Source organism: Mycobacterium lentiflavum, from assembly GCF_022374895.2.
Classification (GTDB): Bacteria; Actinomycetota; Actinomycetes; order Mycobacteriales; family Mycobacteriaceae; genus Mycobacterium; species Mycobacterium lentiflavum.
On sequence record NZ_CP092423.2, the window covers coordinates 4,563,578 to 4,586,656 of the forward strand.

Here is a 23,079-nt window from a genome sequence, read left to right on the forward strand (position 1 = left end):
TCCCCAGCTTGGCCATCGGCGCTGCCCCCCGGCATCAGCCAAGCTCAACCGAGCTTAGTCACCGGTTCGGCGACCGGATAGCCGTTGTGCTCGAGGGAGGTCGCCACCGGCTCGCTCGGTGCGGCCGGTTCGGCCGGACCCTCGCTGATGCCGAACCGCTCGTGCAGCCGCATCAACGGCTTGGGTGCCCACCAGTTCCACCGGCCCATCACGTGCATGAACGCCGGCACCAGGACCATCCGCACCAGGGTCGCATCGACGAACACGGCCAGGGTCAGGCCCAGACCGAACATCCGCATGAACGACACGTGCGCGGCGATCAGCGCGGCGAACGACATCGACATCACCAGCGCGGCCGCGGTGATCACCCGGCCGGTGCGCGCGACGCCGTGCGCCACCGCCTCGTCGTTGGCGGCGTGCGCCTCTTTGGCCGTCGACGCCATTGGCCGGTACTGCAGCCAGTACTCGCGGATCCGCGAGATCAGGAACACCTCGTAGTCCATCGACAATCCGAACGCGATGCAGAACAACAACACCGGCATGTTCGCCACCAGCGTGCCGCTCGGCGTCGTTCCCAGCGCGCCGAGATGGCCGTCTTGGAAAATCCACACCAGCGCGCCGAACGCCGCGGTCAGCGACAGCACATTGCACATCAGCGCCTTCACCGGCATCACCACGCTGCCGGTGAGCAGGAACAGCAAGATAAAGGTGACCGCGGCCATCACGCCCAGCACCATCGGCAGGCGATCCGTCACCGCGGCGACGCTGTCGCGGTTGACCTGCGCCACGCCGGCCATCTCGACGGAACGGCCGGCGGGTCCGGGTACCTGATGCAACCGGTCGAGCTGGGTGTCGTTCGCTTGCGAGAACAGCGGTGCCGTGCTGCTGACGGTCAGGAAAGCGCTGCCGTCGACCAGCCCGGTGGCCCCCGCCGGTGGCCCCACCTGATTTCCGCCGACGAACGTTGCGCTCGGTGCCGATACCGCCGACACGTCCGAGACCCGCGACAACGCCGCGGCGTAGGCGTCAAGATCCGCCGGGCTCACACCGCGCGCATCGGGGATCACGACGGGCACCACCGTCGCGGAGTCGTGGGCGAAACCGGCGCGCAATCGGTCACCGACCTGATGCGACGACGTCGCAGGGGGCAACACCCGATCGTCCGGGAAACCCCACTTCACCGAGAGGAACGGAAGTCCCAGCAGTAGCAGCAGGGCGACGACGACCAGACCGACCGGCAGCCAGCGGCGCATCACGAACTTGCTCGACCGATACCAGAAAAGCAGCTCGACCGGCTTGTGCACGGCGTCGGGGCGGCCCAGCATCCGCCGTACCAGCCGGCGCACGTCCAGGGAATCCAGCCGGGGACCCAACAGCACGATCGCGGCCGGGGTGATCACGATGGACGCGGTCGCGACGAAGGCCACCGTGGCGACACCGGCGTAGGCAAACGACTTCAGGAAGTACATCGGGAACAGTGCCGTCGCCGACATCGACAAGGCGACGGTGACCGCCGAGAACAGCACGGTGCGACCGGAGGTGGCCATGGTCCGGATCAGTGCCTCGTCTCGGTCACCGCCCTCGGCCAACTCGTCGCGATAGCGGCTGACGATCAGCAGCGTGTAATCGATGGCCAACGCCAGGCCGAGTGCGGTGCTCAAGTTCAGCGCGAAGATCGACACCTCGGTGGTGAAGGTGACGAGCCGCAACACCGTCATCGAGCCGACGACGGCCAGCGCGCCCAGCGCCATCGGCAGCGCCGCCGCCAGCAGCCCACCGAACACCCAGACCAGCACCAGGAAGCTGAGCGGGATCGCGATGATCTCCATCATCAAGAGGTCTTCTTGGTTCTGCGTGTTGATCTGGGCGTATTGCATAGCAGAGCCGCCGGCGCGGACGGTGACGCCGTCACGGTCGTGGACGAATTGTTCGGACAGGGTTTGGGCGTTTTTTTGCGCGTCGTTTTCGCCGCCCTTGAGGTTGACCACGATCAACCCCGACTTGTCGTCCTTGCTCAGCAGGTCGGCGGCGGCTTGCGGCGGCGCGGTCCACGGGGAGGTCGCGTTGTAGACCAGCGGCGAGCGCTGCAGCTGGTTGACGAGATCGGTGCCCGCCGTGCGGGCCTGGTCGCTATTGGCGCCCGCGGGGGCGGTGACCAGGATCAGCATCTGCTGACCGCTCTGCCCGAACTTGTCGCCCAACACCTTGATGGTCCGCGCCGACTCGGAGTTCGGGTCCTGAAAACCGCCCGGAGCCAAGCTCTTGGCGACCGGCAAGCCGAAGACCGCTGCGGCGATGAACACCAGCACCCCGACCGCGATGATCCGGCGCGGCGCGGCGATGGCCAGCCGAGCGATCCTTGGCAGCATCGATGCTTCCTCCCCCGGTGGCATCCCGCAGGGCGCACACCATATTCGCGAAAACCTAGCCGCGGTAAGAGACAGGTGTCAAACAACTCCTTAACGAGCTACGGGGTACGAGCGCGATTGGTTCGATGCGGTTTCAAACCCGCGAACAGTAAGAGTCCGGCTAGAAAAATGGGGGCTAATTAAGCCGCTCACGGGCCGAATCCGCCTCTAGACCGCCGACAACCCTACTGGCGAGTAAATTGCCACCATTTTCCGAATCGTGACTCAAAGATTCCTTAATGGTTGCTCTTAGGCTCAGTGTCATGTGGATCGACGAAGCAAGCGCGGACGTCATCAAGGTTGACTTCGAGGCTCTCTACCACGGCGACGTGTTGGTGGAAGGCGAGACCTCCGAGCAGTTTGACGACTGGCAACCGCTCCCCAACGCGAGCTGACCATCATGAGCTTGCTGGCACGGCTACTCATGGCCGAACCCTCGGTCTCTCGTTGGTTCCGTCGATCCCACTGATCACTTTGCTAACAAAAACCCCCGCCGTGGCGGGGGTTTTTGCGTATGCGCCTCAAAAGCCTTTAAAAGCCTTTAAAAGCCTCAGCGCGGCGCCATCCGGATGGCGCCGTCGAGGCGGATGACCTCACCGTTGAGCATCGGGTTCTCCACGATGTGCACCGCCAGCGCGCCGTACTCGTCCGGGTCACCCAACCGCGCCGGGTGCGGCACCTGCTTGCCCAGCGACTTCTGCGCCTCCTCGGGCAGCGAACCCAGCAGCGGCGTCTTGAACAATCCCGGCGCGATCGTCATCACGCGGATGAGCTCGCGCGACAGGTCGCGGGCGATGGGCAGCGTCATGCCGACCACGCCGCCCTTGGACGCCGAGTAGGCGGCCTGGCCGATCTGGCCGTCGAAGGCGGCGACCGAGGCGGTGTTGATGATGACGCCGCGTTCGGGGCTTGTTTCGGGACCGAGCGGTTCGGTCTTGGCGATGCGCTCGGCGGCCAGCCGCAGCACGTTGAAGGTGCCGATCAAGTTGACCTCGACGACCTTCTTGAAGCCCTGCAGCGGGAACGGCCCGTCCTTGCCCAGCGTCTTGATCGCGTTGCCGATGCCCGCACAGTTGACGTTGATCCGCAGCGGGCCCAGCGACTCGGCGACGTCGAGCGCCTTGCTCACGCCCTCCTCATCGGTGACGTCGGTCGCGACGAACTTCGCGCGGTCGCCGAGTTCGGCCACGACCTCCGCACCCTTGAGGTCGATCACGACCACCTGCGCGCCGGCATCCAGCAGCCGCTTGGTGGTGGCCAGGCCCAGACCTGAGGCTCCTCCGGTGACGACGGCGACGGCGTCCTTGATCTCCATGCGAGTCCTTTCGTGATCCTGCCGACCAACTTGTTGGTCGGGGACTATACCCAGTCGTTGAGGATGTCCTCGACGTCGGTCACCGGCGCCGCGGGACGCGGCGTCTCCGGCGGGGTGCGAGAGAACCGCGGCGCCGGCAGCGGCTGCAGACCACCGTCGACTTCGTAGAAGGTGTTGCGCTCGGTGATGTGCGGCTCGGTCTGCACCTCGCCGAACGCCAGGATCGGCGTCACGCACGCGTCCGAGTCGGCGAACACCTTGGCCCAGTGGTCGCGGTCCTGGCTGGCGAACTTTTCGGTCAGGATCGCCCGCAGTTCGGGCCAGCGCCCGACGTCGTTCTGCCCGGGGATGTCGGCGCCGTCGAGGCCCAGGCCGGTCAGCATGGCGGCGTAGAACTGCGGCTCGATGGCGCCGACCGCCACGTAGCGGCCGTCGGCGCAGGTATAGGTGTCGTAATAGGGCGCGCCGCCGTCCAGCAGGTTGGTGCCGCGCGCGTCGGTCCACATCCCGGCGGCGCGCATCTGCCACATCATCTGGACCAGCACGCTGGAGCCGTCCACCATCGCGGCATCGACGACCTGTCCCTTGCCGGAACTCTGCCGCTCCCAGAGCGCGGACAGGATGCCGAGCAACAGGAACATCGAACCGCCGCCGAAGTCACCGACGAGGTTGAGCGGCGGCACCGGCCGCTCGTTGACCCGGCCGATCGAGTGCAAGATGCCGTTCAGCGAGATGTAGTTGATGTCATGACCGGCCTGCTGGCTGCGCGGGCCGGTCTGGCCCCAGCCGGTCATCCGCGCGTAGACCAGCCGCTCGTTGACCTTGGCGCAGTCCTCGGGTCCCAGCCCGAGCCGCTCGGTGACGCCCGGGCGGTACCCCTCGATCAGCACGTCGGCCTTGGCGATCAGCCGCAGGACGGTTGCGCGACCCTCGTCGGACTTGAGGTCGGCGGTCACCACCCGACGGTTGCGCATCATGGCGTCCTTCGCGACGCCACCGGAGCCCCCGGGGGTTTTAGACGGGCGATCGATGCGCACCACGTCGGCGCCCAGATCTCCCAGAATCATCGCGGCGTGGGGGCCCGGCCCGATGCCGGCCAGCTCCACCACCCTGAGTCCGTTAAGGGGCCCACCCAGCGGTCCCGCCATGGTCCACCGACCTTTCGTCTGCTCTGACTCAACCCGGTCGTTGGCATCTTCGCAGCCGCGCCCGACGGCCGCGCACCCCGGTCGCTTGCACTGTCGTTATCGTGAGCCCATGTCTGAATCCGTGCTCGATAAGCGGTCGTCCGTCGAAGGCCTTGCCGTCGCCTTGTCCGACGGCGTGCTGTCGGTGACCATCGACCGGCCCGACAGCCTCAACTCGCTGACGACTGCGGTGATCTCCGGGCTTGCCGACACCATGGAACACGCGGCGACCGACCCGCAGGTCAAGGTGGTTCGGCTGGGCGGTGCGGGTCGCGGCTTCTGCTCTGGAGCAGGCATCAGCGCCGACGACATGTCCGGCAGCGGCGGTGTTCCGCCGGACGAGATCATCGTGGAAGTCAACCGGCTGATCCGGGCCATCACCGCGCTGCCGCACCCGGTGGTCGCCGTCGTGCAGGGGCCCGCCGCGGGCGTCGGTGTCTCCATCGCTCTGGCGTGCGACATCGTATTGGCTTCTGACAAAGCATTTTTCATGCTGGCGTTCACCAAGATCGGGCTGATGCCCGACGGCGGGGCGTCGGCATTGGTTGCCGCGGCGATCGGCCGGATTCGCGCGATGCGGATGGCTCTGCTGGCCGAGCGGTTGCCGGCCACCGAGGCGTTCGCCGCGGGCCTGGTCAGCGCGGTCTATCCGGCCGAGGACTTCGACGCCGAAGTGGACAGGGTGATTGCGACGTTGCTGGGCGGGCCGGTGGTGGCGTATGCGAAGACCAAGGATTCGATCAACGCGGCCACGCTGACCGAGCTGGATGCCGCGCTCGAGCGTGAGTACCGCGGACAGGCGATCTTGCTGCGGTCGGCCGACTTACGCGAGGGTGCAACGGCGTTCCAAGAGCGCCGCACACCGAACTTCACCGACCGCTAGCACGGTTATCGGCCGGCGAAGCGGAAATCCTTGCTTGCGTCAGTTCCGAATGACTGACATCTGGGAAGGGGAACAATGCGCTGTCTGGTGACTGGGGCGACCGGCTACATCGGCGCCCGATTGGTGCCGCGTCTGCTCGATGAGGGCCATGGCGTGCGCGCGCTGGCCCGCGACCCAAACAAGTTGGCCGACGTGCCGTGGCGAGAGCGGGTCGAGGTGGCCCGTGGCGACCTGGGCGACGTCGATTCGCTGATCGAGGCGTTCGCGGACATGGACGTCGTCTACTACCTGGTCCACTCGATGGGCACATCGAAGAATTTCACCGCCGAGGAAAACCGCGCCGTCCGAAACGTCGTGACCGCCGCTCAACGTACCGGGGTGCGACGGGTGGTGTATCTGAGCGGGTTGCATCCGGAAAACCGGAAGCTCTCGCCCCATCTCGAGTCGCGCAAGGCCGTGGGCGAGGCCCTGATCGACTCCGGCATTGAGACGGTGGTGCTGCAGGCCGGAGTCGTCGTCGGGTCGGGTTCGGCGTCGTTCGAAATGATCCGGCACCTCACCGACCGGTTGCCGGTGATGACGACGCCGAAATGGGTGCACAACAGAATTCAGCCCATCGCGGTGCGCGACGTGCTCCACTACCTCGTTGCGGCAGCGACCGCACCGGTGCCGTCCTCGCGTACCTGGGATATCGGCGGACCCGACGTGTTGGAGTACGGCGACATGATGCGGGTCTACGCCGAAGTCGCCGGCCTGCGCCGGCGCTACTTGATCGTGCTGCCGTTCTTGACGCCCACGATTGCCAGCCTGTGGATTGGGACCGTGACCCCGATTCCGCCCGGCCTGGCGCGCCCGCTGATCGAATCACTGGAATGCGATGCGGTGATGCGCAATTCGGACATCGACACGATCATCGACCCACCGCCGGATGGCCTCATCTCTTACCGGCGCGCCGTCGCGTTGGCGCTGGACCGGGCGGCGTGTGGCCTGCCCGAAGCGAGTTGGGCGTCGGCAGACGCGAAGCCGGCCGACCCGTTGCCCAGCGACCCGGAATGGGCGGGCGACATCGTCTACAACGACGTACGGACGGCAACGACAAGCGCTGCGCCACAACAGGTTTGGGAGGACGCGCAGCGGGCTGCGAAAAACACCGGCCAGTGGAGCGTGGCCGAGAGCCAACCCGCAACCATGCTGCGGCTGCGCTATCGTCAGCGCTTGCCGGGATCGGCGTGGATGACTATCACGGTCGCCCCACAAGCCGGCGGCGGGAGCGCATATTCCCAACAGATGACCTTCGTGCCCCGTGGTGTGCCGGGGCAGATCTACTGGCGCGTGGCGCGGCCCCTGCACATCGCCGCAGCACGCGCACTGGCGCGCAACGTGATTGGCGGCTAGACGCCGAACATCGGCGGCAACGCCAGCACCATGATCAGACCCCAGAAAAAGTGGGTCAGCATCGGTGCGAGCACGCCGCCGCTGGCCCGTCGCTCCAGCGCGCACACGGTGCCGAGGATGACCGCAGCAAAGCCGAGCATCGGGTTGCCGGTGGCCAAGGTCACGCAGAGATACAGCAGGGTCGAAATCGCCACGGGTGCACGCCGGCCCAGCGCCGTATACAGCGCGCCCCGGAAAAAGACCTCCTCGGCGACGCCGTTGATCAGCGTGATCAGCACGATCAACCAGAACGACCCGTGGTGGGCATATTGCAGCACACGCGCGATCAACTCCGCGACGGGCGGAATCTCTCGGGCGATCAATCCGCCGACCAGGAAGAAGCCGCCGAGCAGCAGCCCGATCACCGTGCCGCTGATCACTGGACGCTGATTGCGCCCGCGCCAGTTGATGCCGCCCAGGTGCAGCGGCCTGGACAAGAACCCACCGACGATCCACACCGCCGCCAATACCAGGGTCAGCCAATAAAAGTTCGAGTCACCCGGAGCGCGCCGCAGCGAAATACCGAGCACCACAGCACCGACCACGAGCGTGATCGTGACGACGACACGGCGTCGCCGCACCGTCGACGGCGGTTCATTGTGTGGCACAGCAACATTGGTGACGGCGCGACGCAGCTCGGAGAACACGCTGGTGTGGTACGGGCTGGTGGCCTGGCTCATGCCGGACGTACCTTCGGGGTGAGAGTGAGCATGACGTCGAGGCTGGTGCGCAGCGCGCCGGCGACCGGGCCGGGCACCAGGTTGATCAGCTGCAGCGTGGGCCGCGCGATCGACGGGGTGATCGCCCGTGCCAGGCGACGGATGCGCAGGGCGTCCCCGCCGGCCCACCCGGGATCGGTGTCGGCGAGGTGATGCGGATCGGTCAGTGCGTCGACCGGCCGGGGGCGCCCGTTGCTGGTCAATGCCCGACGAATGGCGTCATCGATGCTCAGCAGGCCGCCGGGCGGGTCGGGTACCCGGTCGCGCAGGTCGCTGGCGGAGGCGACCATCGGGTGGTCGAGCGATTGCACCAGGTCGCCGGCCAGTCCCGGGGGAACCGGCAGCGCCAGCCCGGTGACCAGTGACGCCAGCGCGGTGTTCATTCGGCCGACCGATAGGGCGGTGTGCCACCGGCCCGAGACACGCGCATAGGTTTTCAGCAAGTTCCGGTAGGACGTGGTGTCCGGTCCGGCGATGTCGTAGGCGCCCGCGGGCACGCGCTCGGGGTTCGCCGCGGCGATCAGATAGTGCAGCACGTCGCGAATGGAGATCGGATCGATCGGATTGTCCATCCAGCTCGGCACCGGCAGCAGCGGGAACCGATCTCCGACATAACGCATCATCTCGAACGACGTCGAGCCGGCGCCGATGATCACCGCCGCGCCCAGCCACACCAGTTCCGGCCCGTCGGGCACCGTCAAGGCCTCGGCCACCTCGGCCCGGCTGGCCAGATGTTCGGATAGTTCGCCGTCGGCGGGCACGAAACCGCCCAGGTACACGATGCGCCGCACCCCGGCGTTGCGGGCGGCGGCCGCGACGTTGGCGGCCGCGGCCCGATCGGCGTCACGGAAGTCGGGCTGACCGATCGCGTGCACCAGGTAATAGAGCACGTCAACCGGACCCGCGGCGTCCATCGCCGCCTGCGCCGACACCGGATCCGAAGCATCCAGCCGGACCGGCGCAACGCGGTCGAACCAGCCGAAATGCTTGAGCCGCTCGGGGTTTCGGGTGGCGGCTACCACCTGGTGGTTGTTCGCGAGCAACGCCGTGACCAGACGTGATCCCACATAACCACTGGCACCGGTGACCAGAATCCGCATATACCTGACCCTATCCCGGACGGGCCGCGTCTAAACCCAATCGACCCAGCCGCGGAGGTGCACGCCGGCCGACGTCCAGCGGATGCCGGCAATGACCAGTGGTCATCATCACAACTATGAAAACTGAACAATGCAACCTACGGCACCGTAGCCCCATGCATGAACAACATTACGGGGGGCAGTTCGACATGCATCGGACTGGAAGCGTCGACCAACAACACAGCTCCATCAATCGCAGCAGTGGCAGTGAAGTTCCCAGAAAACCGGTACACCCAGGACGAAGCCATCGGCGCGCTGACCGCCTTCGCCGGCCCGGACTTTCAGCGGTTCGCGCTCAGCAGCGGGGTTGAGCACCGCAACACCGCATTGCCGCTGTCGCGATACCGCGAGCTGACAGGTTTCACCGAGGCCAATGCCGCCTATCTCGAAGTCGCTCTCGACCTGGCCGAGCAGGCGCTGCGCGCGGCGCTGGACGAGGCGGGCGTCGAACCGTCAGAGGTGGACGTCGTCTTTTCCACCACCGTGACCGGACTGGCCGTACCGACGGTCGAGGCACGACTTGCCGCGCGAGTCGGCTTGCGCCAGGACGTCAAACGCATTCCGCTGTTCGGTCTGGGCTGCGTGGCGGGTGCGGCCGGGACCGCCCGCATGCACGATTACCTGCGCGCCTTCCCCGATCAGGTCGCCGCGCTGCTCGCCGTCGAACTGTGCTCACTGACCATTCAGCGCGAAGACCATTCCGTGGCCAATCTGGTCGCCACCAGCCTGTTCGGCGACGGCGCCGGCGCCGTCATCGCAACGGGCGCCAACTACCCGGGCCGGCCTCGGGGCCCTCGGGTGCTGGCCACCCGAAGCCGGCTCTATCCCGACACCGAAGATGTGATGGGCTGGAACATCGGCAGCGACGGCTTCCGGATCGTGCTGTCGGCCGACGTCGCGAACGTCACCGAGAAATACCTGGGCGGGGACGTCCGCGGCTTCCTCGCCGACCACGGGCTGAAACCGCAGGATGTGTCGCGCTGGGTCTGCCACCCCGGTGGCCCGCGGGTGATCGAGGCTGTGGAGGAAGTGCTGGACCTGCCCGGGGATGCCCTTGATCACACCCGAAACTCGTTGCGCGAGAATGGAAACCTCTCTTCGGTCTCGGTACTGGATGTGCTCAGGGCGAACGTGGCCGATCCGCCACCGGCCGGTTCGCTTGGCCTCATGATCGCGATGGGTCCGGCGTTCTGCTCCGAGCTCGTTCTGCTGGCCTGGTAGCGGCGGACACGGGATAGTGGTGGCATGTACTACCTGCTGATCCTCGCGGTCGGGCTGGAACGCATTGTCGAGCTGGTGCTGTCCAACCGGAACGCGCAATGGTCTTTTGCCCAGGGCGCCAAGGAGTTTGGCAAGCCGCATTACATCGTGATGGTCGTCATTCACACCGCGCTATTGGTCGGTTGCGCCGTCGAACCGTGGGCACTGCACCGGCCGTTCATCGGATGGCTGGGCTGGCCGATGCTGGCCATCGCGGCGGCCAGTCAGGTGCTGCGCTGGTGGTGCATCACCACGTTGGGCCGGCGGTGGAACACCAGAGTGATCGTGTTGCCGGAGGCGCCCCTGGTGCGGCGGGGGCCCTACCGGTGGCTGCACCACCCGAACTATGTTGCAGTGGTGGCCGAAGGGTTCGCGTTGCCGCTGGTGCACACCGCGTGGCTGACGGCGGCGACGTTCACCGTCGCCAACGCGATTCTGCTCGGTGTGCGTATCCGGGTGGAGAACTCCGCATTGGGTTACACGTGAGCACACGCGCCGTCGACGATGCAGAGCGAAGCGATGTGGGGGCACCTCCCACTTGCGGGGGAGAGGATCGGCGATCATGACCTATGACGCCGACCTGCTGATCGTCGGAGGGGGGCCCGGCGGGCTCGCGACGGCCTTGCAGGCGCGCCGGCACGGGCTGTCGGTCATCGTGGCCGAACCGCGCGAGGATCCGATCGACAAGGCGTGCGGCGAGGGGCTGATGCCCGGCGGCCTCGCCGAGCTGACGTCGCTCGGGGTCGATCCGGCCGGCATGCCGTTTCGCGGGATCGCCTATGTCGACGAGCAGCGCCGCGCCGAGGCGTTGTTTCGCGCCGGTCCGGGCCGCGGCGTGCGGCGCACCACGCTGCACGCCGCGCTCGAGGCGCGCGCCAAAGAGCAAGACACCGAATGGTTCCGAACGAAGGTAACGAGCGTCGAGCAGGATGCGCATGGCGTGACCGCGGCCGGCGTTCGGGCGAGGTATTTGGTCGGCGCCGACGGCCTGCACTCGACGGTGCGGCGCAGCCTCGGCATCAAGGCGACGGCCGGAAGACCACGACGCTACGGTGTGCGTTGGCATTTCGCGGTGCCGGCCTGGTCGGAGTTCGTCGAGGTGTATTGGTCCCGATGGGGTGAGGCCTACGTGACGCCGGTAGAACCGGATCTGGTCGGCGTGGCAATCCTGTCGCAGGGACGGCCGGACCTGGGCTGGTTCCCGCGGCTGGCCCGACACCTCGAGGGAGCCAGCCGCGGCCACGCGCGCGGCTGTGGCCCGTTGCGCCAGGTGGTCTCGCGCCGCGTCGCGGGCCGGGTGTTGCTGGTCGGCGATGCGGCCGGCTATGAGGACGCGCTGACCGGCGAGGGCGTCAGCCTGGCCGTCAAACAGGCGGCGTCCGCGGTCGACGCCATCGTCAACGAGACGCCGGCGGCGTATGAGGCGGCGTGGCACCGGGTTACCCGCAACTATCGCTACCTCACCCGGGCGGTGGTGCTGGCCAGCACGCCGCGCGCGACGCGACGTGCTGTCGTGCCGGCCTGTGAACGCCTACCCGGGTTGTTCCGGTTCGGCGTCAACATTCTGGCGAGCTAACGCGCCTTCCAGACCGGCTCCCGTTTCTCGGCGAACGCCAACGGGCCTTCCTTGGCATCCTCGGATCTGATCAGGGTGCGCATCTCGTTGACCGTGCGCTCCCAGCCCACCTCGTCGCCGGTGATGACACCGTCGTCGACCCCGACGGCGATGCGCTTGCTGGCCTGCACCGACAGCGGCGCGTTCACGGTGACGCGTGCCGCCATCGCAAGTGCGGCATCGAGCACCGAGCCTTCCTTGACGACTTGATTGACCAGACCCCATTCCCAGGCGTCGGACGCCGTCATCGGTTCACCGGTCAACAGCAACTCCATCGCCACCTTGCGGGGCAGCTGATCGACGATGCGGAAGACACCACCGGCCGCGGCGATCAGTCCGCGTTTGACTTCGGGCAGACCGAATTTCGCCAGTTCGTGGGCGACGACCAGGTCGCTGGCCAACGCCAGCTCGGTGCCGCCGCCAAGCGCGGTGCCGTTGACCGCCGCGATCGTGGGTTTGTCGATGAAGTGTTGAACGTAACCGGCGAAGCCCCAGTCGGCATGGTCGGGGTGATACAGGTTCTCCCGGCGCGCGATCGCCTTGAGATCTGCTCCGGCGCAGAACGATTTGTCGCCGGCACCGGTGAGCACCACGGCCCGCACCCCCGCGTCGTGTTGCGCTTCTTCCAGCGCGTCCCCGACTCCGATGCTGACCGCGGCGTTGATCGCGTTGCGCGCCTCAGGCCGGTTGATGGTAATGACCATCACGGTGCCGCGGCGCTCAACCAGCACTGCCGGCGAGGCGCCATCAGCGTCCGTCACAGCAGTTCCACGATGGTCGCGTTGGCCTGGCCACCACCCTCACACATCGTCTGCAGGCCGTAGCGAATTCCCTTGTCGCGCATGTGGTAGAGCAGCGTGGTCATGATCCGCGCGCCGGAGCCACCGAGCGGGTGGCCGAGCGCGATCGCGCCGCCGTTCGGGTTGAGCTTCTTCTCGTCGGCGCCGATGTCCTTGAGCCACGCGAGCGGAACCGGTGCGAACGCCTCGTTGACTTCGTAGGCGCCGATGTCGTCGATCGAGAGCCCGGACCGCTTCAGCACCTTCTGGGTGGCCGGGATCGGCGCGGTCAGCATGATGACCGGGTCGGCTCCGGCCAGAGTGGCGGTGTGCACCTTGGCAATTGGGGTTAGGCCCAGGTCCTTGGCCTTCTCCGCGGACATGAACAACAGCGCGGCCGCACCGTCGGAGATCTGCGAGGAGTTCCCGGCGTGGATCACCCCGTCCTCCTTGAACGCCGGCTTCAGCGACGCCATCTTCTCCATCGGCGTCCCGCGCCGGATGCCCTCGTCCTTGAGCACCACATTGCCGTCGGCGTCCTTGATGCCCACGATCTGATCGTCGAATGCGCCGGAATCCTGTGCGGCAGCGGCCTTTTCGTGCGAGTCGAGGGAGAACTGGTCGAGCGCAGTGCGGTCGAATCCCCACTGCTCGGCGATCATTTCGGCACCCAGGCCCTGATTGGGGATCTGGCCGTCATAGCGGGAGATGAAGTTCTCCGGGTAGGGCCGCCCGCCGTTGGCCAGCGATGCGCCCATCGGGGTGCGCGACATTGACTCCACACCGCCGGCGACCACGACGTCGTAGTGCCCGGCGACCACACCGGCCGCGGCGAAGTGGATGGACTGCTGGCTCGATCCGCACTGGCGGTCGACGGTCACGCCCGGGACGGTCTCCGGCCACCCGGCGGTCAGCAGTGCGGTGCGGCCGATGTCGAGGGCCTGCTCGCCGGCCTGCATCACACAGCCCCAGATCACGTCGTCGACGATTTCAGGGTCGATGCCGGCCCTGGTGGCCAGTCCGTTGAGCACCTGCGCGGACAGCTCAGCGGGGTGCACCCCGGAAAGTCCTCCGTTGCGCTTGCCGATGGGCGAACGCACGGCCTCGACGATGACGGCTTCAGGCATGGTTAGGTCTCCTTTGACTCCGGTCTTGCCTCGATTGTCAACCAAGGGGTTGGGCGACCGAGGGGCGGGGGTGGTCTGGGCGCGCGAATTCGTTGGTGCGGTGGGGCAACGAGTGCGCGCGTGCGGTGACGACACGCCGACGGGCTCCGCCATGAGCGCAGCAGCGGATCCCTCCGCGCACGCGCCCGACCCGGCTGGCCGTCGACGTGAGAACTGAACAAATGTTAGGTCAGCTCAACCGTGGCGGCCATCAGCTAGGCGCGTGCGACCGCAGGCGCATCAGCCGGCCGGGTACGCCACTGACTTGATCTCGGTGTACTGGTCGAAGCCGGCAACGCCGTTCTGGCGGCCGATGCCGCTCTCCTTGTAGCCACCGAACGGCGTGTCGGCCGCGTATCCAGCACCGCCGTTGACGCCCATGAAGCCGGCCTTGATCCGACGGGTCACCGCAAGCGCGCGGTCGAGCGAACCCGCGAACACGTTGCCGGCCAACCCATACACGCTGTCGTTGGCGATCCGGATCGCGTCCTCCTCGTCGTCGAACGGGATGACCGAGAGCACGGGACCGAAGATCTCCTCCTGTGCGATCGTCATCTTGTTGTCGACGTTGGTGAAAAGCGTTGGCCGGACGAAGTATCCCTTGTCAAAGCCGGTCTCCGCGCCGGGGCCGCCGACCAGCGCCGTGGCACCCTCGTCGACGCCCTTCTGGATGTAGCCGTTCACCCGCTCGTACTGGCGCTGCGAGATCACCGGCCCGCACAAGGTGGCGGGGTCCTGTGGGTCGCCGCACGTGACGTTCTCGTAGATGTTCTTGAGGATCTCGACGCCTTCGTCATAGCGGGACCGCGGCAACAGCATCCGGGTCGGGTTGGCGCAACCCTGCCCGGCGTGCATGCACGGTGCGATGCCGACCATGCATGCCGTCGCGAAGTCGGCGTCCTCCAGCACGATGGTGGCCGACTTGCCGCCGAGCTCCAGGAACAGCCGCTTCATGGTGGCGGCGCCCTTCTCCATGATCCGCTTGCCGACCACCGTCGAGCCGGTGAACGAAATCAGGTCGACCTTGGGCGACAGCGTCAGTTCCTCACCCACGAAGTGATCCGACGCGGTGACCACGTTGACGACACCGGCTGGGATGTCGGTCTTCTCGGCGATCAGCCGACCGAGCCGGTTCGCGTTGAACGGGGTGTTAGGTGCCGGCTTGAGCACCACCGTGTTGCCGCTGCCCAGCGCCTGGCCGAGCTTGTTGAGGGTGACCTCGAACGGGAAGTTCCACGGCACGATCGCGCCGACCACGCCGACCGGCTCGCGCCACACCTTGATGGTGGTGTTCGCGCCGGTGAGGCTGATCACGCGGTCCCCGAGGTCGGTCTCCCAAGCGTACGAGTCGATCAGGCGGGCGGGATATTTCAGTCCGTCTGCCAGCGGGGCATCCAGCTGGGGCCCGAAAGTGATGGCGCGGGGCGCGCCGACCTCGAGGATCAGCTCCTCGCGCAGCTCGTCGATCTCGGACTCGATCGCCTCGTGCAGCTGCAGCAGGCAGCGCTTGCGCAGCTCCTTGTTGGTCGACCAGTCGGTCTCGTCGAAGGCGCGCCGCGCCGCGTCGATGGCCCGGTGCATGTCCTCCTTCGACGCGTCGGACACCTCGCCGAGCGATTCCTCGGTCGCGGGGTTGATGTTGGGGAAGGTGCCGGCCTGGCCGTCGACGAGCTTGCCGTCGATCATCATCTTCGGCTCGAACCGGACCTTTACAGTGTCAGCCATTTTTGTTCAGCTCTCTTCAGACTCGTGATCTTGTGACTCGTCCCTGCGGAGAGCCTTACTGGAAACTAGCCGATTGGCAACATGCTGCCTGCGGGCAGTCCCCTGACGTGCCATTACCGCACACTCGCACGACGTGATGACCGCGCTATTTCTGGGCGTCGAACAGCACCGGTACCGAGGTCGGCGACCGGAACACCTGCCCACGGATGTGTGGGTCGTCCCCGTCTGGGTCCAGCCGCAGATTCGGCAGCCGGTCCAACAAAAGGTTGATCGCGGTCCGCATCTCCAGGCGCGCCAGGTGCATGCCGAGGCAGACGTGTACGCCGTGCCCCCAGCCCAGATTCGCCTTGGCCTGCCGGTGGATGTTGAACGTGTTCGGGTCGTCGTAGCGATCCTCCTGCCGGTTCGCCGAACCGAGCATCGGCATCACGGTTGCCCCGGCCGGGATCGCCACGCCGCCGAGTTCGGTATCGCACGTTGCGACCCGGGTGATGGTCAGCAGGGGCGATTCCCAGCGCACACCCTCCTCGATGGCCTGCGGCAGCAGCGAGCGGTCGGTGCGGATCGCGGCCAACTGCGCGGGATTCGATAGCAGCGCCAACAGCAGGCTGCCCAACGACCGGTAGGTCGTCTCGACGCCGGCGGGCAGCAGCAAACGCAGGAAGGAGAAGATCTCTTCGTCCGCGAGTTTTTCCCCGTCGATCTCGGCGGCGGCGAGCGCGCTGATCAAGTCGTCCTTCGGCTCGGCCCGGCGCGCCTCGAGTATCGGGGCGAAGTACTCGCACAGTGCGGCCGACGCCGCCAGCCCACGTTCGGGGTTCATCAGCCAACTCAGCAGCGAAATCGACCACCGCTGGAACTGCGGGTAGTCCTTTTCCGGCAGACCCAACAGGCCCGCGATGATCTGGCTCGGATAGTCGAAGGTGAACTCCTTGACCAGATCCGCTTTGCCGTTGGGGGCGAACTTGTCGATCAGGCTGTTCGCCACCCGGCCGACTAACTCGTCCTGCCAGCGCGCTAATGACTTCTGCGAGAATGCTTTTGACACTAGCGAGCGCAGTCGTCCGTGGATCGGCTCGTCCATGCCGAGCATCACGCCCGCGCCGAGCACGGGTCCGAACGCGGCGATCACCGCCGACGAGGAAAACGTCTCGTTGTCGCGCAACATCTGCTGGATGTCCTCGTGCCGGTACACGATGAACATCGGCAGCGACTCCTCGTGCGGCAGCGCTCCCGAAGTCTCGAGTCGCTGCACGGGCTCCTCGCGGCGCAGCCGCGCGAGCTCGGTGTACGGGTCGCGCACGTCACCGGAGATTGCGTCGTCGAAGGCGCCGAAGTCCTCCAAGTCGTCGAATAGCTGTTCCATGGTTACCCCTCAGTCCGCTCATTTCCCTTGCGGCGCTTCGCCGCTAGTGAAGCCAAGCGCTGCAGCACCGGCTGTGGAAGCACGCGTGCGGCAAACACCATTGCCTTTTGGCCGGTCGTCAACGGCCATGCCCCGCCGCGCATCGACCCCTGTTTGGGAATGCCCAACACAGTCCGCGACAGGTGGTGCATGCCCGAGGCCGGGAGAATTCGATTGCAGGCCAGCAGCATGGACGCATCCGGCCCGACAGCGCGACGGCGGAACGGCGCCTCGTCAGCCAGCGCCTTCACCAGGCCGTCGGCGAACCGCTCCGGCGGCCGGGCCATCTTCATCGCAAAGCGCCCGCGGCTGTTCATCCTATGGTGCAACCGGGCATAGGGCCCCTCGAAATTGCGGTCGTCGGTAGTGCCTGCGTCCGTGATGATTTCGGTGTCGTAGGTGCCGGACACCAGCGTGGTGACACCCAGACCGAAGGGCGCGATCTCGCACGCCATGGATTCCCCCCACCGCTCCAGCGCGCCCTTGGCCGCCGAGTACGGTGCGGTGGCGGGCTGACCCCGTACCCCGGCCGTGCTGGCTACCAGCACGATGCGACCCTCGCCCGCCGCGCGCATGGCCGGCAACAAGGCCTTGGTGAGTTCGACCGGTCCCAGCACGCTGGTGGCGAACATCCGCTGCCACAGCGCCATATCGGTCTCCTCCACCATTCCGGCAGCGGAGATACCGGCGTTGTGTACCAGCGCATAGGGGGTGCCGACTGCCTCTTCGATTACCTTGGCGGCCACGGGAATCGACGCGAAGTCGGTGAGGTCGAGCTGCACCCCGATCAACCGGTCGTCGTCATCAGCGGCGCCGGTCGCGGCGCGCAGCAGTGGCATCCCCTTCTCGGGTGTGCGCATCGCCGCGACAACGCGCCACCCCTCGCGATACAGGCGCACGGCTGAGGCGAATCCGAGTCCGCGGGATGCGCCGGTGATGACGACCGAGCGTGGCTCAGCCATTCTTCCTCACGGTCGCGCAGGGGCCCTGGCCCGGCGGCGGCGCTTCGACGTGCGGCCGGCCATTCGGCTCGCCGCTCGCCCAGGTCGACCAGATGCCGACCGAATAGGGGCCCTGCGCCCCGGCCTTCTCGTAATAGCCCTGCGGGTCATACACTTTCGCCTCCGGATACGGCCATGGGCAGGCGACCGAGGTCGCCGCGTGGCTGACCTTGATGGCCCAGAACCAGGCGCCGTAGGCGAAGTAGGAGACGTTGATGATGGCGAACATCACCAGGAAGGTCCCCAGCACCGGGCGGCTCGGGAAGATCTTCGCCTTGGCGGCCAGCTTCTCGGCGACCGACTTACCGGTGTCATCGCGGTAGCAGAGGATCGCCGCGGGCACCATCACGAAGGTCACCGAGAACGACTCCCAGATCAGCGGGAATTGGAAGGTGGTGCCGGTGAACACCGATCCCCACGGAATCACCTGGGAGTAGATGTACATGCCGGCGTGCACGAGCTGAATTTCCAGCCACGCGTCGAAGAGGAAACCGATCACGCACGTCAGCAGGCCTAAGCTCCACAACGGGTGACGCGAGACGAATGCCGTCGGCCCGTACTTGGCCTGCAGCTTGCGCAGGATCCAGATCGCCGGAAAGTACGGCCCGAAATAGAAAGTGACATAGCCGAATACGACGAACGGCTCGACCGTCGGCGACAGCGACACCAGCGGCCAGGACTCCGGCCAGTGGATGAGGTCGGGGTTGTAGACCGCGAACGGCGACCAGTTCATGATCGGGTCCTGCCACACAATCAGCGTGGTGCACAGGAACATCAGCATGACCGGACTGCCCGGATTGCGGCGCCAGCCCCGGATGAACACCACCAGCAGCACCAGCAGCATGATGATCGTCGAGATGTGCAAGAAGGTGATGTAGTCCAAACCGAAGAGGAACTTCACCGGCCGCGGCCGGCCCTGCACGTTTGGGTTGGCAACCCGCGGGTCAAGAGCCACACGGCAGTTCGCGACGAAGAAGAGCGCAAAGGCCGCCAGCGCGGCACCGGCGATCCACCCGCCCCAGCCGCGCTTTTTGACGCCCGGCGCGGCGGGCTTGTCGGCTGCCTGCAACGGTGCTGATTGTTCCGTGGACATCAGTCTTCCTCCCCGAAGCGATCCACCAGATGCGAGTTGATGCCGTCGGCGTCGAGGGTCCGAGCCACCAGGTAGCCGGCGCCCATCCAGGCGCGGCGGGTCCATTTGCCGAACGACACTCGAGTCCCGGGTGCACCCGATGCGGCGGGCATCATCTTGACCCGCTCGAGGGCCTCCTTGACGCCACGGGGGCTGAGCGGATGAGCGTCGGTAAACGCACGCACAAGTGTCGCGGCAACGTCACGGTTCACCACGGTCACGCAGAACTCGGGGCGACTGCCGTCGTACTTCTTCGCGTAGGTGTCGAGGAATTCCTGGCCGATCCGGTTCGCCTCGTCGTACTGGTCGACGCCGGTCCAGCCCATGAATGCGTTCCACATGATCGGGTTGACCCATGCGTTCTGCCACGCGGTGGTGGTGAAGCGAGGTGGGTTCCAACCGAGCGCTTCGAGCGCCGGGTTGATGAAGACGATGCCGAATCCAAACCCGAGGTGCACGATCGCCTCGGCCTTCGCCTCGTGCAGCGTCTGCACCGCGGCGTTGATGTCCTGAGCCGTCTGGGCGATGGCAGCTTCCGCCACGATGCGAATCCCCTTGCGCCGACAGGCAGTTCGCAGGTTCTTCAGGTAGCTCTCACCGATCAGGCTCTGCTCGACCAGGACACCGATCTCGGCGAGTCCTCGTTTGGCGATGAGGTCGGCAAGGAAGATCGGCTCATCGGTCATGGACCCCTGAGGGAAGGCGAAGGTCCACTCGCCCAACCAGTCGTCGGTGCCGGTCACGCTAATCGCGGGCACCTTGAACCGGTCCTCGATCGCTTCCCGCAACGGCACGCAGTTGTCGGTGATGTTCGGACCGAAGACCACCAAGCAGCCTTCGTCGACCAGTTCGCCATACGCATCGATCACCGCCTTGACCGAACCCTTGGGCAGACCCTCCACCTCGCGATAGATCATCTGAACGGGACGGTCCATCAGGCCCTGGGCGACCGCCTCTTCGAAGATCAGGTCGAACGTCCGAGTGAAGGCGGCGAACAGATCTTCGGGAAACCCCGGCGGCAGCGTGAAGTCCATCAAGTAGCCGACCTTGATCGGCTCAGCGCTGCTTTCGTAAGACATCTGACCTCCGTGACGATCTGCTCACACGCAACGATTTCATGCCGACCTAATATTTGTTCAGACGGTAGCGGCGGCGGCGGGCAGCGTCAATCATCTATCCGCCGCCGCCCAGGTAGACCTCGACCATCTCGCCCAGCGCGCGACCCACGGCGACGTCGTCGGTGAGCGGCCCGGCGATCGCGGCGCGCGCCGCCTCGCCCATGGTCAGACCCTCGGCGACGAGCCTGCCCGCCGCGATCAGGACGCGGGTCGACGCGACCTCGCGCAGCCCTCCGGTTTCCAGGCGCCGGATGGCCTGGCCGAAACGCACCAGTTCGGCCGCGGTGGCGGCGTCCACGCCCGCTTCGTGCGCGACGATGCCCTCTTCCACATCGGCTGCGGGAAAACCGAATTCGATGGCAACCATGCGCTGGCGGGTCGAATCCTTGAGGTCCTTGAGCACGCTTTGATAGCCGGGGTTATAGGAGACCACCAGGCCGAATCCGGGTGCCGCGTCCAGGGTGATGCCGAGGCGCTCGATCGGCAGCTGCCGCCGGTGGTCGGCGAGCGGATGCAGCACCACGGTGGTGTCCTGCCGGGCTTCCACGACCTCGTCCAGGTAGCAGATCGCGCCCTCGCGCACCGCGCGGGTCAGCGGGCCGTCCACCCACACCGTCTCGTCGCCCCGCAGTAGATAGCGCCCGACCAGGTCTGCCGTGGTGAGGTCGTCGTGACAGGCCACGGTGATCAGCGGCCGGCCCAGGTCGTGGGCCATCGCCTCGACGAAGCGAGTCTTGCCGCACCCCGTCGGCCCCTTCAATACGAGTGCCAGACCCTGGCGGTAGGCCGCCTTGAAAATCGCCTCTTCGCCGCCGACCGCCTGGTAATAGGGCCGCACCCGAGCAGCACCGGCTTCCGGGTCGGGATCCGCACCGTTGCGACAAGCGATCCCGGACTCGTCGGTCATGACGTCCCTTCTGCCGATTGAATGGAGCCTATCCGGAACAGATGTTTGTTTCAAGTGCGTCGATGAGCGGCTTTGGCTTCAGGGTGCGTGCGCGAACTGTATTCGGGGACATGGCATCAGCGTGGATTCGGATGTTCAGGAGCTCACCCGCCGGCGAACCTCTGCCGAGCGCAGCGCCGACCGGAACAGCGGTCCGATCACCCGGGCGAGCTGATCCGGGCGGCCGATCGTGGCATGTGCGGTGCTGCCGAACACCCGGCGCAGCGCTGCCACGTCGGTCCCAGCGCCGACGGTCAGGCACACGCAGCCGGTCCCCCGCCGGCGGGCCTCGCTCAGCGCGCGGCGCGCGTCCGCGGCGCCGTATGCCCGCTCGTACCCGTGGTCGTAGGCGAGGCCGTCGGACAGCACCACAAGCAGCCGCCGAGACGTCCCGCCGCGCGCCTCCAGCACCGACGAGCCGTGCCGGATGGCCGCGCCGAGGCGCGAGTAAGCGCCGGGTTCCAGGCTGTTCAGCCGCCTGATGATGCGGGCGTCCAGATGCTCGTCGAATCGCTTGACGGGCACCATGGTTACCGCCTTGCGCCCCTGCGAGTAATAGGCGTAGAGCGAGACCCGGTCACCGAGGTCATGCAGCGCGACGGTCAGGTTGGCAATCGCCGCACGCTGTTGTTCGTGCACCGTGCGCCCGACCGTTCCGGGCTCGGCCGACGACCCCGATACGTCGAGAAGCAACAACACCGACAGATCACGCCGGCGCCGCAGGCTGTCCAGATATACCGACTCGTCGGGCACCGATCCGGCCCGCACCTCGACGCGAGCCTCGACGGCGGCGTCGATGTCGATGTCGTCCCCCTGCGACTGGCGGTGCCGACGATGCAGACCCATGCCGAGTCGCGATAGCGGCCGACGCACCCCGAGGGCGCCGTCGAGTGGCCCGGTCGCCCCAAAAGAGACGGCTTTGATCTGCGGCGCGACCTCCCGCACGGTGCACCAGTCGGGCCGGTACCGCTTGCGGACGACGTCCCATTCCGGATACCGGACGCCATCCGCCTCGGCTGCGGCGTCGTCGACGTCCTCGCTCGCGGTCGAGGCCAGCGACGACACGGCGTGCGCACCGCGTTTCCCGGAGTTCGTGCGATGCGTCGGGGCGTCCGCGCCGGGCGGCCCGCCGTTGCTGCTGCCGGCCTTACGCGTGGACGACAGCATCTTCTTCAGCCACTTACCGATGAAGCCGCCCCCACCAACCGGGCTGGTGAACAGGTCGGCGTCGTCGGAGTCGTCGACCTCGCCGTCATCGAGCTCCTCCAGCTCCCGCAATCCGTCGCTGCGCGGAACATGCCCGGGGGCTGCCCGCTCGTCTTGTTTGGTGACGCGGGCGCACGCGGCCATCACCTTGGCCGCACGGATCACGCCGAACTCCGATGCCGGGTCGTCCAAGGACGCTCGTCCGGCGGCCAGGTCCAGCGACGCGGCGGGCGAGTCACTGCGACTCGCGATGTCGCGGTTGCTCAACGACGCCAAAACCGTTGGTAGCAAATGCGCATTGGCGACCAGTGCGCGGTGGCCTTCGACCGCCAGGTAGCGCTTGGCCAACCGGGGATGACGAATCAACGACCCCACCACGTCGGGCACCAGGCTACCGGCCGCGATCATCGAAGCCTGCACGGCAATGGCCTCGAGCTGCACGCGGGCAGGTGCGGCCGCATCGACGTGAATCGTCTGACCGTCCGTCCATGTTGGTTCGCCGGGTGACAGCCCGGCGACCGTAACGGCCCGGCCCGCCAATGCGGAGGCGAGCATGCCCAGGGCCTGCAACCGCCCGGCACCACCGTCGTCTCTCACACAGTCCGCCTTGTTGACCAAATATCTGTTCCACCGTAAAGTCC

20 protein-coding genes are annotated in these 23,079 nt (G+C 66.8%); 6 read left to right on the forward strand and 14 right to left on the reverse strand.

What is annotated here, in order from left to right:
- Positions 1-44 precede the first annotated feature (44 nt).
- A complete protein-coding gene (locus tag MJO58_RS21170; protein WP_239720855.1) occupies positions 45-2,369 on the reverse strand; it encodes an MMPL family transporter in 2,325 nt (774 codons plus the stop codon).
- Positions 2,370-2,671: 302 nt separating this feature from the next.
- Here MJO58_RS21170 and MJO58_RS21175 point away from each other — a divergent pair, with 302 nt between their 5' ends.
- A complete protein-coding gene (locus MJO58_RS21175; RefSeq protein WP_090605576.1) occupies positions 2,672-2,803 on the forward strand; it encodes a hypothetical protein in 132 nt (43 codons plus the stop codon).
- 155 nt (positions 2,804-2,958) lie between these two features.
- Here the strand turns inward: MJO58_RS21175 and MJO58_RS21180 are convergent, their stop codons facing one another.
- Together MJO58_RS21180 and MJO58_RS21185 are read right to left on the reverse strand one after the other, a co-directional pair.
- Entirely contained in the window at positions 2,959-3,723 is a 765-nt protein-coding gene (locus tag MJO58_RS21180; RefSeq protein ID WP_090605579.1) for a 3-hydroxyacyl-CoA dehydrogenase, read from the reverse strand.
- Positions 3,724-3,767: 44 nt separating this feature from the next.
- Complete coding sequence (locus MJO58_RS21185; RefSeq protein WP_090609542.1) at positions 3,768-4,859, reverse strand: CaiB/BaiF CoA transferase family protein; 1,092 nt, start codon at positions 4,857-4,859, stop codon at positions 3,768-3,770.
- 121 nt (positions 4,860-4,980) lie between these two features.
- Here MJO58_RS21185 and MJO58_RS21190 point away from each other — a divergent pair, with 121 nt between their 5' ends.
- Complete coding sequence (locus MJO58_RS21190; protein ID WP_090605581.1) at positions 4,981-5,793, forward strand: enoyl-CoA hydratase; 813 nt, start codon at positions 4,981-4,983, stop codon at positions 5,791-5,793.
- A 75-nt stretch (positions 5,794-5,868) separates the two neighbouring features.
- Positions 5,869-7,188, forward strand: coding sequence for a DUF2867 domain-containing protein (locus MJO58_RS21195; protein ID WP_239720856.1), 1,320 nt, complete (start codon positions 5,869-5,871; stop codon positions 7,186-7,188).
- Here MJO58_RS21195 and MJO58_RS21200 read toward each other — a convergent pair.
- Positions 7,185-7,907 (reverse strand): CPBP family intramembrane glutamic endopeptidase, encoded by a 723-nt coding sequence (locus MJO58_RS21200; protein ID WP_090605585.1) that lies wholly within the window; start codon positions 7,905-7,907, stop codon positions 7,185-7,187. The two genes, MJO58_RS21195 and MJO58_RS21200, sit on opposite strands and share 4 nt — an antisense overlap.
- A complete protein-coding gene (locus MJO58_RS21205) occupies positions 7,904-9,046 on the reverse strand; it encodes an NAD(P)H-binding protein (RefSeq protein ID WP_239720857.1) in 1,143 nt (380 codons plus the stop codon). Before MJO58_RS21205 ends, MJO58_RS21200 begins: the two co-directional genes overlap by 4 nt.
- A gap of 123 nt (positions 9,047-9,169) precedes the next feature.
- On the opposite strand from MJO58_RS21205, the gene MJO58_RS21210 reads away from it, so the two are divergent.
- The 3 genes from MJO58_RS21210 (at position 9,170) to MJO58_RS21220 (ending at position 11,921) form a co-directional block, all read left to right on the forward strand.
- Positions 9,170-10,306 (forward strand): type III polyketide synthase, encoded by a 1,137-nt coding sequence (locus MJO58_RS21210; protein WP_434086386.1) that lies wholly within the window; start codon positions 9,170-9,172, stop codon positions 10,304-10,306.
- Positions 10,307-10,330: 24 nt separating this feature from the next.
- The gene (locus MJO58_RS21215; protein ID WP_090605591.1) at positions 10,331-10,831 is read left to right on the forward strand and encodes an isoprenylcysteine carboxyl methyltransferase family protein; all 501 of its coding nucleotides are present in this window, start codon (positions 10,331-10,333) and stop codon (positions 10,829-10,831) included.
- Between the two features lie 73 nt (positions 10,832-10,904).
- Positions 10,905-11,921, forward strand: coding sequence for an NAD(P)/FAD-dependent oxidoreductase (locus tag MJO58_RS21220; RefSeq protein ID WP_239723378.1), 1,017 nt, complete (start codon positions 10,905-10,907; stop codon positions 11,919-11,921).
- Here the strand turns inward: MJO58_RS21220 and MJO58_RS21225 are convergent.
- The 9 genes from MJO58_RS21225 to MJO58_RS21265 form a co-directional block, all read right to left on the reverse strand.
- Positions 11,918-12,721, reverse strand: a complete 804-nt coding sequence (locus MJO58_RS21225) for a crotonase/enoyl-CoA hydratase family protein (protein WP_090605595.1) — start codon at positions 12,719-12,721, stop codon at positions 11,918-11,920. The two genes, MJO58_RS21220 and MJO58_RS21225, sit on opposite strands and share 4 nt — an antisense overlap.
- Positions 12,718-13,866: a thiolase family protein gene (locus MJO58_RS21230; RefSeq protein WP_096289731.1), complete on the reverse strand. Its 1,149-nt coding sequence runs from the start codon at positions 13,864-13,866 to the stop codon at positions 12,718-12,720. Before MJO58_RS21230 ends, MJO58_RS21225 begins: the two co-directional genes overlap by 4 nt.
- Before the next feature lie 279 nt (positions 13,867-14,145).
- Positions 14,146-15,630, reverse strand: a complete 1,485-nt coding sequence (locus MJO58_RS21235) for an aldehyde dehydrogenase family protein (RefSeq protein WP_090605600.1) — start codon at positions 15,628-15,630, stop codon at positions 14,146-14,148.
- A gap of 145 nt (positions 15,631-15,775) precedes the next feature.
- On the reverse strand, positions 15,776-16,996 hold the full coding sequence (locus MJO58_RS21240) for a cytochrome P450 (protein ID WP_090605603.1): 1,221 nt from the start codon (positions 16,994-16,996) through the stop codon (positions 15,776-15,778).
- A 2-nt stretch (positions 16,997-16,998) separates the two neighbouring features.
- Positions 16,999-17,997, reverse strand: coding sequence for an SDR family oxidoreductase (locus tag MJO58_RS21245; protein WP_239720860.1), 999 nt, complete (start codon positions 17,995-17,997; stop codon positions 16,999-17,001).
- On the reverse strand, positions 17,990-19,129 hold the full coding sequence (locus tag MJO58_RS21250; protein WP_239720861.1) for a spirocyclase AveC family protein: 1,140 nt from the start codon (positions 19,127-19,129) through the stop codon (positions 17,990-17,992). Before MJO58_RS21250 ends, MJO58_RS21245 begins: the two co-directional genes overlap by 8 nt.
- A complete protein-coding gene (locus MJO58_RS21255) occupies positions 19,129-20,247 on the reverse strand; it encodes an ABC transporter substrate-binding protein (protein ID WP_239720862.1) in 1,119 nt (372 codons plus the stop codon). The genes MJO58_RS21250 and MJO58_RS21255 overlap by 1 nt, the downstream gene beginning before the upstream one ends.
- Before the next feature lie 94 nt (positions 20,248-20,341).
- Complete coding sequence (locus MJO58_RS21260) at positions 20,342-21,193, reverse strand: CbbQ/NirQ/NorQ/GpvN family protein (RefSeq protein WP_090605613.1); 852 nt, start codon at positions 21,191-21,193, stop codon at positions 20,342-20,344.
- 135 nt (positions 21,194-21,328) lie between these two features.
- Positions 21,329-22,993 carry a nitric oxide reductase activation protein NorD gene (locus tag MJO58_RS21265; protein WP_434086387.1) on the reverse strand — a complete coding sequence of 555 codons (1,665 nt, stop codon included), beginning with the start codon at positions 22,991-22,993 and terminating at the stop codon, positions 21,329-21,331.
- Between the last annotated feature and the right edge of the window lie 86 nt (positions 22,994-23,079).

Excerpts from the sequence above, each read along its gene's own strand:
- MJO58_RS21170 (WP_239720855.1), bottom strand. The coding sequence starts at position 2,369 with ATGCTGCCAAGGATCGCTCGGCTGGCCATCGCCGCGCCGCGCCGGATC.
- MJO58_RS21175 (WP_090605576.1), top strand. The coding sequence starts at position 2,672 with ATGTGGATCGACGAAGCAAGCGCGGACGTCATCAAGGTTGACTTCGAG.
- MJO58_RS21180 (WP_090605579.1), bottom strand. The coding sequence starts at position 3,723 with ATGGAGATCAAGGACGCCGTCGCCGTCGTCACCGGAGGAGCCTCAGGT.
- MJO58_RS21190 (WP_090605581.1), top strand. The coding sequence starts at position 4,981 with ATGTCTGAATCCGTGCTCGATAAGCGGTCGTCCGTCGAAGGCCTTGCC.
- MJO58_RS21195 (WP_239720856.1), top strand. The coding sequence starts at position 5,869 with ATGCGCTGTCTGGTGACTGGGGCGACCGGCTACATCGGCGCCCGATTG.
- MJO58_RS21200 (WP_090605585.1), bottom strand. The coding sequence starts at position 7,907 with ATGAGCCAGGCCACCAGCCCGTACCACACCAGCGTGTTCTCCGAGCTG.
- MJO58_RS21205 (WP_239720857.1), bottom strand. The coding sequence starts at position 9,046 with ATGCGGATTCTGGTCACCGGTGCCAGTGGTTATGTGGGATCACGTCTG.
- MJO58_RS21215 (WP_090605591.1), top strand. The coding sequence starts at position 10,331 with ATGTACTACCTGCTGATCCTCGCGGTCGGGCTGGAACGCATTGTCGAG.
- MJO58_RS21230 (WP_096289731.1), bottom strand. The coding sequence starts at position 13,866 with ATGCCTGAAGCCGTCATCGTCGAGGCCGTGCGTTCGCCCATCGGCAAG.
- MJO58_RS21235 (WP_090605600.1), bottom strand. The coding sequence starts at position 15,630 with ATGGCTGACACTGTAAAGGTCCGGTTCGAGCCGAAGATGATGATCGAC.
- MJO58_RS21240 (WP_090605603.1), bottom strand. The coding sequence starts at position 16,996 with ATGGAACAGCTATTCGACGACTTGGAGGACTTCGGCGCCTTCGACGAC.
- MJO58_RS21245 (WP_239720860.1), bottom strand. The coding sequence starts at position 17,997 with ATGGCTGAGCCACGCTCGGTCGTCATCACCGGCGCATCCCGCGGACTC.
- MJO58_RS21250 (WP_239720861.1), bottom strand. The coding sequence starts at position 19,129 with ATGTCCACGGAACAATCAGCACCGTTGCAGGCAGCCGACAAGCCCGCC.
- MJO58_RS21255 (WP_239720862.1), bottom strand. The coding sequence starts at position 20,247 with ATGTCTTACGAAAGCAGCGCTGAGCCGATCAAGGTCGGCTACTTGATG.
- MJO58_RS21260 (WP_090605613.1), bottom strand. The coding sequence starts at position 21,193 with ATGACCGACGAGTCCGGGATCGCTTGTCGCAACGGTGCGGATCCCGAC.
- MJO58_RS21265 (WP_434086387.1), bottom strand. The coding sequence starts at position 22,993 with ATGCTCGCCTCCGCATTGGCGGGCCGGGCCGTTACGGTCGCCGGGCTG.